Annotated in this window: 20 protein-coding genes and 1 pseudogene; 6 read left to right on the top strand and 15 right to left on the bottom strand. The window is 69.9% G+C overall.

Going from position 1 to position 16190, the window contains the following annotated elements; translation table 11 throughout:
• The first annotated feature begins 154 nt into the window (after positions 1 to 154).
• Together ACZ4S3_RS20580 and ACZ4S3_RS20575 are read left to right on the top strand one after the other, a co-directional pair.
• Entirely contained in the window at positions 155 to 871 is a 717-nt protein-coding gene (locus tag ACZ4S3_RS20580) for a DUF4232 domain-containing protein (RefSeq protein ID WP_467936134.1), read from the top strand.
• A 41-nt stretch (positions 872 to 912) separates the two neighbouring features.
• A complete protein-coding gene (locus tag ACZ4S3_RS20575) occupies positions 913 to 1275 on the top strand; it encodes a TOBE domain-containing protein (protein WP_467936132.1) in 363 nt (120 codons plus the stop codon).
• A 65-nt stretch (positions 1276 to 1340) separates the two neighbouring features.
• Here the strand turns inward: ACZ4S3_RS20575 and ACZ4S3_RS20570 are convergent, their stop codons facing one another.
• Positions 1341 to 1979 carry a molybdopterin-dependent oxidoreductase gene (locus ACZ4S3_RS20570; protein WP_467936130.1) on the bottom strand — a complete coding sequence of 213 codons (639 nt, stop codon included), beginning with the start codon at positions 1977 to 1979 and terminating at the stop codon, positions 1341 to 1343.
• Positions 1980 to 2099: 120 nt separating this feature from the next.
• Here ACZ4S3_RS20570 and ACZ4S3_RS20565 point away from each other — a divergent pair.
• A pseudogene (locus tag ACZ4S3_RS20565) lies at positions 2100 to 2261 on the top strand (NAD(P)-dependent oxidoreductase); the annotation flags it as partial.
• Positions 2262 to 2308: 47 nt separating this feature from the next.
• Complete coding sequence (locus tag ACZ4S3_RS20560) at positions 2309 to 2767, top strand: MmyB family transcriptional regulator (protein WP_467936128.1); 459 nt, start codon at positions 2309 to 2311, stop codon at positions 2765 to 2767.
• A 54-nt stretch (positions 2768 to 2821) separates the two neighbouring features.
• On the opposite strand, the gene ACZ4S3_RS20555 is transcribed toward ACZ4S3_RS20560, so the two are convergent.
• The 4 genes from ACZ4S3_RS20555 to ACZ4S3_RS20540 form a co-directional block, all read right to left on the bottom strand.
• Complete coding sequence (locus ACZ4S3_RS20555) at positions 2822 to 3568, bottom strand: SDR family oxidoreductase (protein ID WP_467936126.1); 747 nt, start codon at positions 3566 to 3568, stop codon at positions 2822 to 2824.
• Between the two features lie 161 nt (positions 3569 to 3729).
• Positions 3730 to 4050: a TetR-like C-terminal domain-containing protein gene (locus ACZ4S3_RS20550; RefSeq protein ID WP_467936471.1), complete on the bottom strand. Its 321-nt coding sequence runs from the start codon at positions 4048 to 4050 to the stop codon at positions 3730 to 3732.
• A 345-nt stretch (positions 4051 to 4395) separates the two neighbouring features.
• Positions 4396 to 4599, bottom strand: a complete 204-nt coding sequence (locus tag ACZ4S3_RS20545; RefSeq protein ID WP_467936124.1) for a hypothetical protein — start codon at positions 4597 to 4599, stop codon at positions 4396 to 4398.
• 544 nt (positions 4600 to 5143) lie between these two features.
• The gene (locus tag ACZ4S3_RS20540) at positions 5144 to 6292 is read right to left on the bottom strand and encodes an agmatine deiminase family protein (protein WP_467936122.1); all 1149 of its coding nucleotides are present in this window, start codon (positions 6290 to 6292) and stop codon (positions 5144 to 5146) included.
• 102 nt (positions 6293 to 6394) lie between these two features.
• On the opposite strand from ACZ4S3_RS20540, the gene ACZ4S3_RS20535 reads away from it, so the two are divergent.
• Positions 6395 to 6970: a TetR/AcrR family transcriptional regulator gene (locus ACZ4S3_RS20535; protein WP_467936120.1), complete on the top strand. Its 576-nt coding sequence runs from the start codon at positions 6395 to 6397 to the stop codon at positions 6968 to 6970.
• A gap of 124 nt (positions 6971 to 7094) precedes the next feature.
• On the opposite strand, the gene ACZ4S3_RS20530 is transcribed toward ACZ4S3_RS20535, so the two are convergent.
• Complete coding sequence (locus tag ACZ4S3_RS20530) at positions 7095 to 7754, bottom strand: TetR/AcrR family transcriptional regulator (protein WP_467936469.1); 660 nt, start codon at positions 7752 to 7754, stop codon at positions 7095 to 7097.
• Between the two features lie 452 nt (positions 7755 to 8206).
• Here ACZ4S3_RS20530 and ACZ4S3_RS20525 point away from each other — a divergent pair, with 452 nt between their 5' ends.
• Positions 8207 to 8779: a response regulator transcription factor gene (locus tag ACZ4S3_RS20525; RefSeq protein ID WP_467936118.1), complete on the top strand. Its 573-nt coding sequence runs from the start codon at positions 8207 to 8209 to the stop codon at positions 8777 to 8779.
• A 389-nt stretch (positions 8780 to 9168) separates the two neighbouring features.
• Here the strand turns inward: ACZ4S3_RS20525 and ACZ4S3_RS20520 are convergent, their stop codons facing one another.
• Genes ACZ4S3_RS20520 through ACZ4S3_RS20480 form a run of 9 tightly spaced genes read right to left on the bottom strand, consistent with a single transcriptional unit; the run spans position 9169 to position 16169 of the window.
• Positions 9169 to 10101, bottom strand: a complete 933-nt coding sequence (locus tag ACZ4S3_RS20520) for an alpha/beta hydrolase (RefSeq protein WP_467936116.1) — start codon at positions 10099 to 10101, stop codon at positions 9169 to 9171.
• Positions 10102 to 10137: 36 nt separating this feature from the next.
• A complete protein-coding gene (fabG, locus tag ACZ4S3_RS20515; RefSeq protein WP_467936114.1) occupies positions 10138 to 10863 on the bottom strand; it encodes a 3-oxoacyl-ACP reductase FabG in 726 nt (241 codons plus the stop codon).
• Positions 10864 to 10908: 45 nt separating this feature from the next.
• Complete coding sequence (locus ACZ4S3_RS20510) at positions 10909 to 11931, bottom strand: diiron oxygenase (RefSeq protein ID WP_467936112.1); 1023 nt, start codon at positions 11929 to 11931, stop codon at positions 10909 to 10911.
• Positions 11928 to 13385, bottom strand: coding sequence for a DHA2 family efflux MFS transporter permease subunit (locus tag ACZ4S3_RS20505; RefSeq protein WP_467936109.1), 1458 nt, complete (start codon positions 13383 to 13385; stop codon positions 11928 to 11930). Before ACZ4S3_RS20505 ends, ACZ4S3_RS20510 begins: the two co-directional genes overlap by 4 nt.
• Positions 13386 to 13435: 50 nt before the next feature.
• The gene (locus ACZ4S3_RS20500) at positions 13436 to 13969 is read right to left on the bottom strand and encodes a hypothetical protein (protein ID WP_467936107.1); all 534 of its coding nucleotides are present in this window, start codon (positions 13967 to 13969) and stop codon (positions 13436 to 13438) included.
• Positions 13966 to 14514 carry a beta-ketoacyl synthase chain length factor gene (locus ACZ4S3_RS20495; protein ID WP_467936105.1) on the bottom strand — a complete coding sequence of 183 codons (549 nt, stop codon included), beginning with the start codon at positions 14512 to 14514 and terminating at the stop codon, positions 13966 to 13968. The genes ACZ4S3_RS20500 and ACZ4S3_RS20495 overlap by 4 nt, the downstream gene beginning before the upstream one ends.
• Positions 14511 to 15662 (bottom strand): beta-ketoacyl-[acyl-carrier-protein] synthase family protein, encoded by a 1152-nt coding sequence (locus tag ACZ4S3_RS20490; RefSeq protein ID WP_467936103.1) that lies wholly within the window; start codon positions 15660 to 15662, stop codon positions 14511 to 14513. The genes ACZ4S3_RS20495 and ACZ4S3_RS20490 overlap by 4 nt, the downstream gene beginning before the upstream one ends.
• Entirely contained in the window at positions 15637 to 15900 is a 264-nt protein-coding gene (locus tag ACZ4S3_RS20485; protein ID WP_467936101.1) for an acyl carrier protein, read from the bottom strand. The genes ACZ4S3_RS20490 and ACZ4S3_RS20485 overlap by 26 nt, the downstream gene beginning before the upstream one ends.
• The gene (locus tag ACZ4S3_RS20480; RefSeq protein WP_467936099.1) at positions 15897 to 16169 is read right to left on the bottom strand and encodes an acyl carrier protein; all 273 of its coding nucleotides are present in this window, start codon (positions 16167 to 16169) and stop codon (positions 15897 to 15899) included. The genes ACZ4S3_RS20485 and ACZ4S3_RS20480 overlap by 4 nt, the downstream gene beginning before the upstream one ends.
• Between the last annotated feature and the right edge of the window lie 21 nt (positions 16170 to 16190).

The raw sequence follows: 16190 nt of genomic DNA, 5'->3' as shown, positions 1-16190 counted from the left end.
TTCCAGGCCACTTACGTTTCCCCTGGTCAAAGCCCGTTTCTGCGTTCCAGTATCCCCAACTGCCCGGCATTCGTGGCGGCTGGGACGGATCACCCCACAAGCTGCGGTCATCCAAGCACCACACCCACCGAACCACCGAAGGGGCTCAATCCACATGTCCAGCATCCGGAACTCCCGCACCCGCCTTCTGACCGCCGCCGCGACCGGCGTGCTCGCCGCCCTTTCCCTGACGGCGTGCAACGACGGCTCGAACGTCCGCAACGAGGGCTCGTCCACGAACGCCTCCGCCACCGCGTCGCCCTCCACCTCCACCTCGTCCGGCTCCGGCTCCTCCTCCCACGACGACGCGAAGCCCGCGCCCGCCGGTTCGAAGCCGGCCGCGAACGCGCCCGCGACGAAGACCCCCACGGAGTCGGGGAACGGCAAGACCGGCACCAGCGGCAAGGCCGTCACGTGCCAGGGCTCCAACACCAAGACGGTCGCGGCCCCCCTGAACCGCCCCGTGAACCACATGCTGCTCACCGTCACCAACACCGGCAGCAGCACCTGCTACCTCTACGGCTACCCGGCCGTCCGCTTCGGCGAGGCCCAGTCCGTACCGCCGGTCATCGAGGACTCCCACCCGCAGGCCGTCGTCACCCTCAAGCCGGGCGAGTCCGGCTACGCCTCCGTGAACCTGTCCGCGGCCGACGGCAGCGGCTCCAACGGCCGCACGGAGAAGTCTCTGGCCGTCTACTTCCACGGCCCCTCCGGCAACGAGAGCGTCGGCACGGGTGCCCACCCCTCACTGCCCGCCAAGGGCGTCTACGCCGACGACTCCCTCAAGGTCACGTACTGGCAGCAGTCGATGGACGACGCCATCAGCTGGTGACACACCGCCATCGGGCCGGTCTCCGGTGCGCAGGCCGGTGGGTGGTCTCCATCTCTGGTTCGAGACGCCTCGCCGGCGGCCAGGACGGCACCGCCGCGATCACGCTGGACGCGGTCAAGGAACTGGGCCTCGCAGAGGGCTCCGACGTGCGCATCCTCGCCAAGTCCACCGAGGTCTCGCTGGCCACTGCCCCCGTCGTGGGCCTGTCCATCCGCAACCAGATCCCCGGCACCGTCACCGACATCGCCACCGGTGGCGCCATGGCTTCCGTGAAAGTCACGGTCGAGGGCGGCGAGCTGACCGCCGCGATCACCAAGGACGCCGTCGCCGATCTCGGCCTGGCCGCCGGTTCCACCGTCGTCGCCCTGATCAAGTCGACGGAGCTGTCCCTCGCCGCCGCCTGACGGCAACAGGCCGGGCCCGGCATCGTCTGCCGGGAAGCCCCGTCCTCTTGTCGCCCGTCGCGTGCTTACAGAGGAGGCCCGTCGCCCTCTTCCTCCTGGTAGGAGTGGCGCCGGCCTCGCCATGCCTCGCCGATGTTGTGGTAGCCGCGCTCTTCCCAGAAGCCGCGGCGGTCGGCGGTCATGTACTCGATGCCGCGCAGCCACTTGGGGCCTTTGTAGCCGTAGAGGTGCGGGACGACGAGGCGCAGGGGGAAGCCGTGCTCGACGGTGAGCGACTCTCCGTTGTGATGTGTGGCCGCGAGGGTCTGGGCAGAGCTGAAGTCGCTGAGCCGGAGGTTGGCGCTGTAGCCGTACTCCGCCCAGGCCATGACGTGCGTGACATGGGGCGCGGGCGGTGCCAGCTCCAGCAGAGTGGTGGCAGCGACGCCGAACCACTCGTGGCCGGTCGAAGTGGGCCCTGTCGCGCAGTGCAGATCGGCGACGACCTCGATGGTCGGCAGGGCCGTGACCTCGTCGAGGGTCCAGGTGTGGTTGTCGCCGGTGGCGGTGGCGCCGAAGACCTTCAGGTCCCAGCGGTCGGGCCGGAACCTGGGGACAGGGCCGTAGTGGGAGACGGGCCAGCCCCGGGCGAGTCGCTGCCCAGGGGGGAGGAGTCCGTCGGTGGCGTACGGGCCGCTGCCCATTCCGGGCTCGTCACTTCCCATCGGGTCATCCTCCCTGCTCGTCGACATCGCGGTATCGGACGCATTCTCCTACACGGGGCTTCTGCGGATCCGGTCAGCACCCACAGCGTGGGCGCCTGTCAGCCGGCTGGCGGGCCCACTTCGTACGACCTCGAAGGCATGCACGTCGGGACCGTGGCGGCGGGCCGGATCGGGCTCGCGGTGCTGAGGCGGCTGGCGCCCTTCGACGTCACGCTCCACTACACCGACCGCCACCGCCTGCCGGCCGCGACCGAGAAGGCTTCCGCGACCGAGTACACCCCGACCTGCTGCGGCTGCTCGACGCCTTCCCGACGGCCGCGGCCTACGTCATGGGCCCGGCGTTCGACATCCTGGCCACCAACGCCCTCGCCGACGCCCTCCTGTCCCCCTTCGAAGGGGAGACCAACATGCCGCGGATCCTGTTCACCCACCCGCGGGCCCGCGAGGTCTTCCCCGACTGGCAGTTGGTCACCAGCGCGACCGTGTACGCGCTGCACCTGAATGCGGCCCGGTTCAGCGACGCCCCCGAGATCGGCGAACTGGTCCAGGAGCTGCTGGAGACTTCGCAGGAGTTCCGGACCCTGTGGAATGACCAGACGGTCGGGGCCCTCACCCGCGCCTACAAGGTGTTCGTCCACCCTGAGGTCGGGCGCATCGAGCTCACCTACCAAAGCTTCGATGTGCGCGGCGCGCCCGGCCAAGAGCTGTTGGTGGGCTCGGCAGAGCCGGGAACCCGCAGCGCGGAAGCCCTGACGTACCTTGCGTCCATGGCGGCTCCCCGCTGCTGACGCGCGTCCCGGGATGTGGGCCCGCGCGTCAGCGCGACGACCTGCCGGGCACCATCAGTTCTGGGCCGTGGGACGGACGATGATCTCGTTCACGTCGACGCCCGCGGGCTGGGCGATCGCGTAGCCGATGGCCTCGGCGACCGCCGAGGCGGCCAGCCCGATCAGCTCGGTGGCACTGCGTGCCGCGCCCTGCGCCTGAGCGTCACCGCCCTTGTCGGCCAGTTCGGAGCGGGTGAAGCCGGGGCTGACGACCGTGACCCGGATGTCGGAGTTCTCCTGCCGCAACCCCTCGGACAGGGCCCGTACCGCGTACTTGGTCGCGCAGTACACCGCGGCCGTGGGGTCGACCCGGTGGGCGGCGGTGGACGCGAGGTTGACGACGTGCCCGGACCGGCGCTCCAGCATCGACGGCAGCACCGCCGCGATGCCGTGCAGCACCCCCCGCAGGTTCACGTCGATCATCTGGTCCCACTCCGAGACGCGCAGGGCCGCCAGCGGTGCCAGCGGCATCACCCCCGCGTTGTTGACCAGTACGTCGATGCGGCCGTGACGGGCCAGCGCTCCCTCGGCGAAGGCCTGGACGCCGGCCTGGTCGGTGACGTCCAGCTCGGCGTACTCGGCGCTGTACCCGGCCTCGCTCAGCTCCTTGGTCAGCAGTGCGAGGCGGTCGGTGCGCCGGGCCCCGAGGACGACGTGGTGGCCGGCCGCGGCCAGGTGGCGGGCGGTCGCCTCGCCGATGCCGCCGGATGCCCCTGTCACGAGAATGATCTTGCCGTCGGACGGGATGGAAGTCGTGGTCACAGGACCCTCCGGAGTGGGATGAAGCTCGGCATCGGCGATCGCCGACAACCCGAGTCTTCGCCTACACACCTCTGGCAAGAAGGCCCCGCCGACGTGGGTGCCGCACACCCTCCTTCGCGACACGTGGGCAGGCCAAACCCTTCCGCGCCACGGTATTGGGCCTAGCGCTGACCTTGATCGCGCAGTCCGCGTGCCCCGTCCAGGACCAGGTCGACCAGGCGCGGGACCAGGGTCTCTTCCAGCGGCTCGCCGGTGAGCAGTACCCGCGCGAGCAGGGGGCCTGTGATGGCCTCGACCACCAGGTGAGGGTCGGTATCGGCGGCCAGTTCTCCTCTGTCGATGCCGCGGCGGACCAGGGCTTCGGCACGCTCGAGCCGGGTGTTCCAGTAGGAGCGCCGGCCGTCTTCCAGGTCGTCCTCACCGCGCACGGTGCCGAGGTGGAGCAGCGCGGCGCCGGCCGGTGTCGCGAGGTATCGGGCCAGAGCCGTGAACAGCGAAGAACGCGGGCGTCGACGTCTTCGCCCGCACCTACGCCGGGCTGATCCACGCCTTCCTCAACCTCTTCCCGATCTCCCCGGCCGCCGACGCGGCCGTCACCGAGCTGTACACCCAGCTCAGGCATCGGCTGTGGGGAACGGCCTGACCCAGCCCATGCCGCTCGGTGTGCCGGCAGGAACCTGAGCCGCAGGCATGGCGCTGGACAACTGACAGACAGGGCTGCGCGACGGCGGCGCCGGTTTCGGCATCATGCCCGTACGCGGCAACACCGAACTGAGGATCGCCTTCGGGTTCCGGTCGGACGCTCTCGACGGCAGGTGGCGCGGTTGCTACGAGGAGGCGTCGCAGGTTTGGCAGCGGCGGGTGGCCACTCGGCCGGTGTTGCCTTCGGTGGCGTGCAACGGCTCGGACTCCGATATGCGGGACCAGACATCTGGATCGGGGCCGGTCACCCAGCCGAACTTCGGGGCGGAGATCTCGCTGTCGGAGAGGTGGTCACAGCCGGGGAGGTGGGCGTTGCCGGCGGGCGACACGATGATGGCGTGGGGCAACTGCCCGTGCCGGACAGCCTGCGGTGGCGTTTGCCCGTGTGCGATGCGAGGGGCGGAACCATCGGGCGGGCAGGCGCACCCCACCCCGATGATGAGGTCGCAGCGTTCGCAGCGTTGGACGGTCATGGCTTGTCGTGCCTCCCGAGTCGGATGTTCGGCTCCTCGTCCAAGTGCCGTGAACATGAGGGCCGTTGACGTTCGATCACCATCGCATCCGTCCTCGGCCCCGGTCCGGCGAATGACGTACGTGTCCAGGGGCCACGCCTGCGGAGGGCGTCCCCTCGGACTCCCCGCTCGAGGCCGCTCGGCTCGACTTCCGAGTGGTAGGGGCAGCGCTGCTCCGCAGGGCCGGCGACGAGGACCGAGCCCAGCGGGCGCGCCGCCCGGAGGACACCGCGTTGGTAGCCCCGGCTCTGCGCGCCCGCAGCCGGCCCAATCGGGTCAGCGTCTGAAGGCTGTCCCGTAAGTCCGACCGTAAGTCTGATCCCTTGGCGCGCTTCCAGCGGCGGGTACCAGGCCCGCAGCCTCACCGACGCGCTCGCCCCGCGGTCTTGGGGAGTTGCTGGGTGGAGCAGTGGATGCCGCCCCCTCCCTCGCCGAGGGTGTCGATGGGCAGTTGCACGACCTTCCGCCCCGGGTACAGATCGCGCACGATGGACGTGGCATCGCTGTCGGCCTTCTTGTCGCCGAAGCCGGGCATGATGACCGCACCGTTGACCACGTAGTAGTTCACGTAACTGGCCAGGAACCCGTCCCCGCGGCGGCCGATGTCGACCGGTTCGGGCAGCTCGACGACTTCGAGCCGCTTGCCCCGGGCGTCCACGGCCTTGTCCAGGACCTTCCGGGCCTGGTCGTAGGCGTCGGTCCAGACGTCCCGGGGGGCCTCCTCGTCCGGTGTGCTCATGACCACGACGCCGGGTTCGGAAAACCGCGCCAGCGCATCGATGTGGTAGTCCGTGATGTCCTTGCCCCTGACGCCGTCCACCCAGATCACCGTGGTGATGCCGAACAGAGCCTTGAGCGCCTGCTCGACGTCGTCGCGGGATGTGCCGGCATTGCGATTCCCGTTGACCAGAGAACTCTCGGTCGCCAAAAGAGTGCCCTTGCCGTCGACCTCGATCGAGCCGCCCTCACCGATGATCGGCGCCTTGATCCTGGTGATGTGCTCGTCGTCCAGGATCGCCTTGGCGACCTGACCGTCGCGGCCGTGGGCCTGTTTGTTACCCCAGCCGTTGAAGTTGAGGTCGACTCCGGCGATGCCATCGGGCCCGAGCACGAAGGTCGGCCCGATGTCGCGCATCCACAGGTCGTCCACCGGAATCGGTACGACCTCCACCCCGGAGCCGCAGGCCGCCCGAGCCGCCTTCACATCCTGGTCATTGGCCAGGAGGACCACCGGCTCGAACTCGGCAATCGTCCGCGCGATCCGCGCGATGTCCTCACGCACCCCGTAGATGTCCGACTTCCAGATCTGCCGGGTGGGCCATGACATGTAGGTCAGCTCGTGGGGGTGCGCCTCGTCGGGCATCCGCCATCCACCGGCCGGCGTCGCCCCCGCGGGAGCGGCACTGCTATCGCCCTTCGCGGGCCGGCTGCCGCCCTGGGTGCTGCAGGCACTCAGCGCCACGCCGAACGCGGCCAGGGCCCCTGCCCGCAGGGTCTGACGTCTGGACATGCGCACGATCCCACCTCCTGACTGAAAATTTAGTCAGTACGATGATAGGGCATGATCGGACCCAGTCACACATGTAGATCCTTCAGGCAGTGGGAGCACTCGATGCCGGACAGGCCCACCCAGATCCTCGAAGCCGCAGCCCGGCTGATCGCCCGACGCGGCGTGCGCGGGCTGCGCGTCGAGGAAGTCTCCGCAGAGGCCGGCGTCTCGACCGCGCTGATCTACTACCACTTCAAGGACCGCGCCGGGCTGCTGCGCCGCACGCTGGAGTTCATCAACCAGCGGGCCGTGCGCTACACCGACGCCGCCCTGGACCCCTCCGACGATCCGCGTACTCAACTCACCGAAATGCTGCTCCTGGAACTGCAGGACACCCCCCAGGTCAGGGAGAACAGCGCAGCCTGGGGCGAGTTCAGGGCCACCGCAATCTTCGACCCGGACCTGCGGGAACAGCTCGCCACCTCGACCAGGGAATGGGTTGAGGACCTCGCACACCTGGTGCGCCAGGCCCAGGCCGCCGGTCTGGCCGGCCCCGAGATCGTCCCGAGTGCCGCAGCCGAACGCCTCACCGCCCTGGTCGAGGGCCTGAGCGAACGATGGCTGAGCGGGACCACACCACTCCATCGCGCCCACGAGCTACTGCGTGACGCCATCGCCATGGAACTCCGCCGCCCATGACCTGCGCCGCGGACTTCACGTCGCCGATCGCCGGCCCTGCACCACGGCCGGTCCGAGCCCGGCGACGCGTACGACCCGGCCCGCCCCGGACCCGGACGGCACCTGCTGAGCGCAGACCGCAGCCTCAACTCGCAGAGGTTCCGAGCCCGGTGAGGAAGGCGGCGAGGACGCGGCGCAGACGGGGTTCCACCTCGACGACGGCATGGCCGAGCCGCGGGTCGCTCTCGTAGAGCTCCCGCAGCCGCGGGCCGGGGGTGGCCATCTGCCACAGGGCTCCGGCCATGCTGGTCGCCGTCGCAACCGTGTCGACGGTCTGCACCTCGCTCAGCCCGATCAGCCGTCGCAACTCGCCCCCGATCAATGCGATCTCCTCGAGCGTCACCAGCTTGACATCGCGCACCGAGTCGATCGACACATTGCGTTCGAGGTTCATGGGCGCCTGCGCCAGCAGATCGCAGAACATGGGGCGCGCCGCCAGTGTGGCGGCGAAGACCGCGGCAACCTCATCCGCAGTGGCGTGCGCCCGGCCCTCGAGATCGCCGCGCAGCGCGGCCGACCACTCCCGCCACCCTTCCGCGGTGAGCTTGAGGAAGATCTGCTCCCGCGTCTCGAAGTACCGCAGCAGGGCCGACTTGTGCATGCCCACGGCCGCGGCGATGTCGGTCAGGGTGACATCCCGGATGCCGCGCTCGCGACCGGGCGCTCGGGCTGCGTCCAGGATCGCTACTTCGCGAGCCTGCTTGGCCTGGACGCTGCGCGCTCGCTGGAAGACAGGCTCAGTCATGAAGGAGCGCTGCAGTGCCTGGTGGGCGGCAATGACGTGCTGTCCGTGGTGGCGGCTCCGGCGCCGGCGGCGGGCGGCTATGACCGGGCCGGCGAGTGGGACGGTCGGTGCGGTGCTCATGACCGGCACCGTACGAAGAGGGATACCGCCATGTCACCGGCTTTTGGGCCCGGCTGGAGGCGAGGTACGGCGCTGGCAGAGATCCGGACCCGCAGACTTCGAGGCTTCACCGGGTAAAACCCTGAGCCGGTGTCCGTCTGGCCGGAAAAGACCCCTCGCTGCCTCGCAGGTCCCGGGGCCGCCATATTGAGTTGAGCCACTCAGGGGCAGCAGTCGGCCATTCTTTGACGGTACCGAGGGTTACTTACGCCGTGGATGCGACAGAAGGGCCATTATTGTCTTGAAGCCACCTGGTGGCGACACGCCGGATTTACTTGCGGGGGAAGGACAATATGAGTCGGTACGAGAAGTACCGGGAACTGCTGGTGCAACCGACCGGGCGGTTGGCCGAGGGGGCAAGAGGGCTCGTTCTTGTCGATCCGGCGGGAAAGGAATTGTTCGACTGGGAGCCCGGCGCCTATCTGAGCGTGACCCTGCCTTCGGGAATGATTCACCGGTACTACCTGCGCGGGGAATCGAATGACCGCCTCCGCAACCGGATCGGAGTGCTGCCGAAGCCACCGGGACACTCCGCCGCCGAAGGCGAGCAGGCGACGGGGAGTGGTCGGAAGGGCGCCTCGCGGGCGACCGGCGGGACGGTGAAGGACGCCGGAGCCGCGGCCGCGGCCCAGGGCGCTGCGCCGAAGGCGCGCGAGATCGGCTGGGCGTCCCTGACCAGCCGCGAAACGGAGATCCTGGAGCACGTCGCGCAAGCCCTGAGCAATCGTCAGATCGCCAAACTTCTGTCCATCTCGGAAGGCACGGTCAAGCGCCACCTGCGCAACATTTTCACGAAGCTCGATGCGAGATCCCGCATGGACGCGGTGAACAAGGCGCTGCCGCAGCCGGCGCCGCGTGCCTGCTGAGCACCGGGCCGTCCGGCCGGAACCGGCAGGCGGGTGACCGAGCATTCTCATCGTTCCGGCCGGAAAGGAATTCCGGCCGGAACGTCTTGTTCCGTAAGTCCCGGGTAACTCCGTGGACACCGTGAATTTCTTGACTGCGCCGACCCTTTGGGTGGGAGGGCGCCGCATCGTTTTCTGAGGGGAGATCCGGTGCCCCGGCCGTCGGTGTGACACGGCCGGGGCGTATCCGGAATTCTCTGTTCCTGCTGTCTCTTGGCGAACGCAGTGAATGCGGTGAACGCGGTGAACTTCGCGGCGACGGAATGGGAAATTCCAAGGAGTGCGACGCGGTATCGGGAGAACGGATACCCAAGAACCGCCAACCACCCCGTTTTCCGCCACCGACGCCGTCACTTACCGCTCAGTGCATCCCGGAGCGCACGCGTCCAGTGCGCGACGGTGGAGCGGGCCAGCTCCGTGGCCGGTGCCCAGTCCTCGAAGAGGTGGAACGCACCCGGGACGAAGTGGAGTTCCACCGCGACCTGGTGGTCCATGAGCTGCCGGGCGTAGGCGAGCCCCTCGTCACGCAGTGGGTCGGCACCCGCCACCTGGACGTAGGCGGGAGGCAGTCCCGAGAGGTCCTTCTCCCGCGCGGGGACGGCGTACGGCGCCGCGCCGGCGGACCCGGGACCCAGGTACAGCTCCCAGACCTGCGCCACCGAGGCCCCGTTGAGCACCCTGGGGTCGTCGATCTCGGCCCGGGAGCCGCCGTCGGCCAGGTCGTCGAGGACGGGCAGCAGCAGATGCTGGAAGGCGATGGCGGGGCCGTTTTCGTCGCGGGCGCGCAGCGTGAGGCCGGCGCTCAGGCAGGCGCCCGCCGAGTGCCCGGAGACCGCGATGCGGTCGGGGTCGACACCGAGCTCTGCCGCGCTGTCGGCAGTCCAGCGCAGCGCCGTCCAGGCATCCGTGAGCGCCGCCGGGCAGGGGTGCTCCGGAGCCAGCCGGTAGTCGACGGCGATCACCACGGCGCCCGTCTCGACGCAGATGCCGGCGCAGTTCCGGTCGCCCGAATCAAGGTCGCCCAGGACGAATCCGCCGCCGTGGAAGAAGAGCACCGCAGGCAGTGGCCCTTCCGCACCGGTCGGGCGGTAGAGCCGGACCGGGACGTCGGGACCGTCGGCGCCGGTGGCGACGGTGTCCGAGATGGACAGCCGGGGATCGTCGTACGGAGCACGCGTGGACATCGACACGCGCATCCCCTCCCGGGCCCGGGGAATGTTGCCGAACATGCTGCGCTCCGGTAACGCCGCCAGCACCGGCTCGAGTTCAGGATGAACGTACACAGACATACTCCTTCGTCGGTTCTGCGGAGGCGGGCGTCAGTGTCCCATTCCCAGGCCGCCGTCGACGGGGATCACCGCACCGGCCACATAGGCGGCCTGCGGTCCGGCGAGCCAGGTCACCGTGCCGGCCACTTCCTCCGCGGTCGCGCTGCGGCCCATGGGGATCCCGCGGACCTTCTCCTGGCGGGACTCCTCCGACAGGGCCGCGGTCATGTCCGTGTCGATCAGGCCCGGAGCCACTACGTTCGCGACGACATTGCGCGCACCGTACTCCCGGGTGATGGAGCGGGCCAGCCCGACCAGACCCGCCTTGCTCGCGGCGTAGTTGGTCTGTCCGGCGCTGCCGTGGAGACCGGCCACCGAGGACACCAGGACGATCCGGCCCTGGCGGGCGCGGAGCATCGGCGCGATCGCCCGCCGGGTGCAGCGCCAGGCACCAGCGAGGTTGGTGTCCAGCACGCGCAGGAAGTGCTCCTCCTTCATCCGCATCAGCAGGCCGTCCGCGGTGATCCCTGCGTTGGCCACCAGGACGTCCACCGGCCCCAGCTTCTCCTCCACCTCGGTGAAGGCGGCGTCCACGGAGGCCGTGTCGGTGACATCGCACGTCACGCCGAGGGCTCCCTTGGGGACGTCGGAGCCCCGGTGGGTCACGGCGACGCGGTCGCCCTGAGCGATGAAAGCCTCCGCGATCGCCGCGCCGATGCCGCGGTTGCCGCCGGTGACGAGCACGGTACGGACCGGCTGTCCGGTCGATTGATTCATGGTTTCCGTTTCCCGGGGAGGGGGGCTGGGGTCTGGGGCCGCGTGTCAGCGGGTGGGGGAGAGCGCATCGGAGCCGGTGACGCTCCGGGACCAGTCGAAGTCGACGTCGTCGACGGCGTCCAGGCTCTCGACCAGACTCCGCAGTCCGGAGAAGTCCTGCACCAGACGCTTGCGCCCGCCGGCGTGCTGGATGTCGTCGAGCATCTCGTGACCGCCGCGGATCCCCGCCTCGTCCATGATGCGGTGCCAGGCCTTGAAGTCGTTGCCGACGAACGCCTCGAGACCGGAGACGAGGGAGTTGAGGAAGTACCGCCGTTCGCCGTCGTCCAGGGCGTGGTGGACCTGCTCGGCCAGTACGGCGCAGATCGAGGCGTGGCAGTACTCGTCGCGGTTGTGGATCCGGACCGTGGCGCTGTTGACCGGCTGGATCTCCTTGTCGTCCGCTATCAGGTTCAGATACGCGTTGATGGATATCTCGGCCACGGTGGCGAAGGCGAGGGTGGTCAGCCGGCGTTCCCGCACGTCCGCGCAGGAGGCGAGCCGGGCCTCGTGCTCCCGTACGACAAGGGGCTTGGGCAGCGCGGCGTCGGCGAACGCCTCCTTGCGCCTGCGCCGGGTCACGACGCTGGCGTTGAGGTGCATCAGGGTGTGGTACTGCTCGTCGACCATGGCCTGCGCCAGGCTGCGCTGCATCAACTCGCCCACCGGCTGGGGGAATTCGCCGTCCAGACCGAGCTGGAAGGCGGGATTCACGATCTGCCCCTCGAGCAGCACCGTGGTGCGGTTGTACGAGACCCACGCCCAGCTCAGCAGGCGGGAACGGTCCTCGGGCGACAGCGCCCGGAAGGTGGGGTGATCCCGGAACGGAATGATCCGCTCCGGGTAGTCGTCGCGCGACAGCTCGAACAGGTCGGCGAGGTTGGGCTCTTCGCGCTTGACCGCGGCCCTGCGGTGCCAGTTCCCGGCGAGCCTGGCGATGACGGCGTTCTCCACCGGGTCGTCCGGGTCGTACGCGGGGATCTCCGGGGGCCGGCCACCGGTGGGTTCTTCGGGCGCCCGACCGTTCATCGTGATTCTCCTTGTACTTCGGGTACGGGCCGTGCCGCTGCGGCGGACGCCGCCACGGTCCGCTCCGCCGGGTCCGTCAGCCACAGGGCGATGACTGCGGCCAGGGCCGAGAGCACCGTGCAGACCAGGAACACCTGCCGGAACGCCCCGAGTCCGGGACCGCCCAGCGCCGCCGTCAGCGCCGCGAAGGCACCCGTCCCCAGGGCCGCCCCGACCTGACGGGAGGTCATTGCCATGCCCGACCCGGCCGCGAACTGCTGCGGCGGGAGCGCCCCGGCCGCCGCCGAGGACAGCGTCGTCATCACGGCACCGATCCCCACGCCACCGATCAGGTTGGCGGGCAGCCACACCGTGAGGTAGTCCGGTGCGGACCGGAGGGCCACCGCCCAGATTCCGCACTGCACGGCGACCATGAGCGCGCCGGCCACCACCACCGTCCGCTGGTACTTGCGGGGCATCCGCCCGGCCAGCACGGACGCGACCACGGACAGCACCGCGCCGGGCGTCAGGGCGAGTCCGGCCGCGAGCGGTGAGTAGTGCCAGACCTCGGTGGTGAACAGCGGCGCCGCGATCAGCCAGCAGTACATCGCCGCACCGAAGAGCACGAACGTCGCATTGGCCACCGCGAACTTGCGGGTGCGCAGCAGTGTGAGCTGGAGCGCCGGGACACGGTGGCGCCGCGAGCGCAGCACCGCCAGCCCGAGCAACAGGGCGCCGCCCAGAGTGGTCCCGAGGAACGCGGCGCTGCCCCAGCCCCAGGTGCTGCCCTTCGTCAGACCCGCGACCAGACCGGCGACGCCGAGCATCAGCGCCAGCATGCCGATCATGTCGGGCACACCACCGCGTTCGCCGCGCACCTTGGGCAGCACGCGCCACGCCGTGATCAGCAGGACCGCACCGAGCGGTACGTTCACCAGGAACACACCGCTCCAGTCGAAGCTGTGCACCAGGAAACCGCCCAACGGCGTCCCCACCGCGGCGGCCGCCGAAGAGCTGGCGCCCCACAGGCCGATGGCCTTCGCCCGCTGGTGCGGTGGCCGGGACGCCAGGAGCAGACCGAGCGACGACGGGATCATGCCCGCCGCGAACAGCCCCTGCAGCGCGCAGAAGGCGATCAGCAGCTCCGCCGTCGGCGCGAGCGCGCACAGCAGCGAGGCGGCGGTGAACCCCGTCACCGAAACCAGGAACAGCGTGCGCAGACCGATGACATCGGCCATCTTCCCGATCGGCGCCAGCGCCGCGGCGAAGACGACCGTGTATCCGCTGACGACCCAGGACAGCGAGGAGATCGACGAGCCGGGGAAGCTCTTCGGCAGCTCGGGAAAGGCGATGTACACCACCGAGACGCCGAGAAAGGCGATGAAGGCGGCACCGCATGCCGAGAGCAGGGTCAGCCCCGGGCGTGCGTATAACGGGCGGTCAGACGGATCTGCCGGAGCAATCCTGTCGGTCATGAACGGTGCAACTCCTTGAGCTTCACGGCTTCTGCGCCACGGACTCTGCGCTAGACGGATTCGGTGTGGAACCGGCAGACGGCTCCACCGGTCCGCATACATTCCCTGTTTTCATCGCGGACCTCGACCCCGAGCCCTTCGAACCAGCCACCACGCATGTCGAGACAGGGGCAGTCGTACCCCTCCAGGGAGCGCGCGGCCCGCAGCATCCGCAGTGCGAAGTGCTCGGTGATGACGGTCTGGACGCCCGGCCCCCCGTCGGGGTCCGGCTCCGCGTGGGAACGCATCATCCCCTCGTTGGTCATGATCCGGGTGATCCCCTCGATCACCGCCTGCAACGCGTCGGCGGAGCACGCATCGGGCGTCCCCTCCCGGTCCGCGTACCACGAGCCGACCCGTCGGCCGACGAACCTGAGCGCCTCCGCGTTGATCTCGTTGGCGACCTCCTGGCCGAACCGCTTCTTGACGCCCTGGTACCAGCGGGCGTCGTGCAGCCACCAGAACTGGCGCAATGCCACGGTGAGTTCGTTCTCCAGCTCCGCGACCGGAGTCCTGGCCGGCTTCTCGGCTTCCTGCGCCGTCATGGCCGCTCTCCTTCCGCCGGCCGGTCCTCCGGGGCGACCAGCAGCGCGGACGCCGAACCGTGTGCGCCCTCCTCGGTCGCGAGCTCCGCCAGGACGAGCAGCGCCCGGTCCGCCTCGCCGTCCGCGAAGAGCAGGTCGGCGTACTCCAGCGCGGCTTCCTCCGGATCACCCTCCGGGCTGAAGCAGATCACCGGCCCCCGCAGCTGCCACTGGGTGGTCACATGGCCGATCACCGAATTGGGCACCGACTGGAAGAACAGCAGCGGTTGCACCGGCCGTCCGGCGTCCACCGCCTTGGCCACCGCGCGGTCGGTGGCGAAGTCACCGAGCCGGCTGACGAGCACGACGGCCGTCCGGGCGCCCTCGTCCGCCGCGGCGGCCGGCTCGCCGTAGTGCCCGCGCAGACAGCGGTCCGCGACCTCGGCGACGAGCGGGCTGAACGACGACACCACGAAGCCGGGAAGCTTGCGCGGGCCCACGGCCACCTCGTCCTGCGGACCGGGCCAGGAAGCCCGCTCCCGCACCTGTATCCGTGCCCCGCTCATGCCGCCCCCAGAACCAGAGCCGTGTTGGCACCGCCGAAGGCGGCGTTGAGGGATACCACGGTGGTGGCCTTCAGCCTGCGCGGTGTGTCCGTCACGAGGTCCAGCCGGCAGGCCGGATCCAGGCCGGTGTAGCCGGCGTTCACGGGAAGCAGTCCCTCCTGGAGGACGAGGACCGACACCGCGAACTCCACGAGCCCGGAGGCCTCGAGGGTGTGTCCGGTCAGTGACTTGGTGGAACTCACCGGCAGGTTCGGCGCGTACGTCCCGAACGCCCGGTGGATGGCCGCGGCCTCCGCGGAATCGTTGTACGAGGTGCCGGTACCGTGCGCGTTGAGGTAGCCGACCTCTTCGGGGGTACGGTCCGCGCGGGCCATCGCGACCGAAAGGGCATGGGCCATACCGAGGCCCTCGGGATGCGGCTGGCACACGTGATAGGCGTCGCCCGCCCGGCCCCAGCCCAGCAGCCTCGCCAGCGGCAGGGCACCGCGGCGCTCGGCCGCGGATGCCGATTCCAGGATCACGGCCCCCATCCCGTCACCGAGCAGCAGCCCCCGGCGGCCGGCGCTGAAGGAGCGCAGAGCGCCGTCGTCGGCGAGTGCGCGCCCCGCGTCGAACAGGGCGAAGACGTCCTCGTCGACGAGGTAGCCGGCGGCCACCGCCACGCGCTCCTCACGACCGGACGCGATCAGCGCCGCCGCGTCGGCCAGCGCCGTGCTCGCCGCCACACAGGCGTTGGTGTAGGTGCGGCGGGCATCGCGCAGCCCGGCGCGGGCCGCGAGGGCGCTGCCCGTGGCCGCGGCGTGGCAGTCCGCCTGGCTTTCCCGTGGCTGTCTCGGCCAGGACGGATCGCTGTGCCGAGCGAAGAGCAGCGGCGTCGCGCCGACCGCTCCATTGTCCAGACCCGCCTGACCGGCCGCCTGCGCCAGGAGATCGGTGAGCTCGTCCAGCAGCACCGGGGCGCCCGGAAGATGGGCGGCCCGCTTGGCACGCCGGCGGCTCACATCGAACCGGGTCACATCGGTGAAGGCTGGTTTCCCGGCCGCGAGTGCCTCGCGCAGCGTGTCGGTTCCGCGCCCGAAGGCGGTCGTCACCGACATGCCGGTGACGACGACGGCCTCGCGCTCAGTGGTGGGCCGCGGGGCGGTCATGCGGTTCACCCCCCAGGGCTGCCGCGAGGACGTCGAGCACGCTGTCGAGCGTCACCATGCGCGCGAGCTGGACGTCATCGAGATCGAGCTCCACGTCGTAGCGCTCCTCCATCGTGTGGATGATCCAGGCCAGCTCCAGCGAATCGACCCGGTCCGGCACTTCGCCGGGCGGTCGTTCGCCGTACGACGCGAGGATCGTGACCAGATCGTCCATGGTCGGCGGGGCCTGAGCGGTCACGCGGTCTGCCCCGCCACCGCCGGGCCCGTGGAGCGCTCGCCGATGACCGCCGCGAACTCACCGAAGGTGAGCTTGCCGATGCTCTCCAGCTCCTCGTCGTCGAAGGCAACTCCGTACCGCTGCTCGACATGCATCGCGATCTCGGCGAGCGACAGCGACTCCAGCTCCAGACCGCCGTCGCCGAGGGGCGTGGCGTCCGTGACCCCGCTCGTGTCGTAGTTCAGGTCGCCCAGTGTGCTCAGGACGAACTCACTTATGGTGTCGCTCATTGACGCCTCCATGTTCGCAAG

Source organism: Streptomyces sp. NPDC028368 (genome assembly GCF_055565615.1).
The sequence above is the reverse complement of the archived record's forward strand: the minus strand, read 5'-3'. Positions and strand labels throughout refer to the sequence as shown.

Coding starts and splice junctions, on each gene's coding strand:
- ACZ4S3_RS20580 (WP_467936134.1), top strand. CDS start 155: ATGTCCAGCATCCGGAACTCCCGCACCCGCCTTCTGACCGCCGCCGCG.
- ACZ4S3_RS20570 (WP_467936130.1), bottom strand. CDS start 1,979: ATGGGAAGTGACGAGCCCGGAATGGGCAGCGGCCCGTACGCCACCGAC.
- ACZ4S3_RS20560 (WP_467936128.1), top strand. CDS start 2,309: ATGGGCCCGGCGTTCGACATCCTGGCCACCAACGCCCTCGCCGACGCC.
- ACZ4S3_RS20540 (WP_467936122.1), bottom strand. CDS start 6,292: ATGTCCAGACGTCAGACCCTGCGGGCAGGGGCCCTGGCCGCGTTCGGC.
- ACZ4S3_RS20535 (WP_467936120.1), top strand. CDS start 6,395: ATGCCGGACAGGCCCACCCAGATCCTCGAAGCCGCAGCCCGGCTGATC.
- ACZ4S3_RS20530 (WP_467936469.1), bottom strand. CDS start 7,754: ATGACTGAGCCTGTCTTCCAGCGAGCGCGCAGCGTCCAGGCCAAGCAG.
- ACZ4S3_RS20525 (WP_467936118.1), top strand. CDS start 8,207: ATGAGTCGGTACGAGAAGTACCGGGAACTGCTGGTGCAACCGACCGGG.
- fabG (WP_467936114.1), bottom strand. CDS start 10,863: ATGAATCAATCGACCGGACAGCCGGTCCGTACCGTGCTCGTCACCGGC.
- ACZ4S3_RS20510 (WP_467936112.1), bottom strand. CDS start 11,931: ATGAACGGTCGGGCGCCCGAAGAACCCACCGGTGGCCGGCCCCCGGAG.
- ACZ4S3_RS20505 (WP_467936109.1), bottom strand. CDS start 13,385: ATGACCGACAGGATTGCTCCGGCAGATCCGTCTGACCGCCCGTTATAC.
- ACZ4S3_RS20500 (WP_467936107.1), bottom strand. CDS start 13,969: ATGACGGCGCAGGAAGCCGAGAAGCCGGCCAGGACTCCGGTCGCGGAG.
- ACZ4S3_RS20495 (WP_467936105.1), bottom strand. CDS start 14,514: ATGAGCGGGGCACGGATACAGGTGCGGGAGCGGGCTTCCTGGCCCGGT.
- ACZ4S3_RS20490 (WP_467936103.1), bottom strand. CDS start 15,662: ATGACCGCCCCGCGGCCCACCACTGAGCGCGAGGCCGTCGTCGTCACC.
- ACZ4S3_RS20480 (WP_467936099.1), bottom strand. CDS start 16,169: ATGAGCGACACCATAAGTGAGTTCGTCCTGAGCACACTGGGCGACCTG.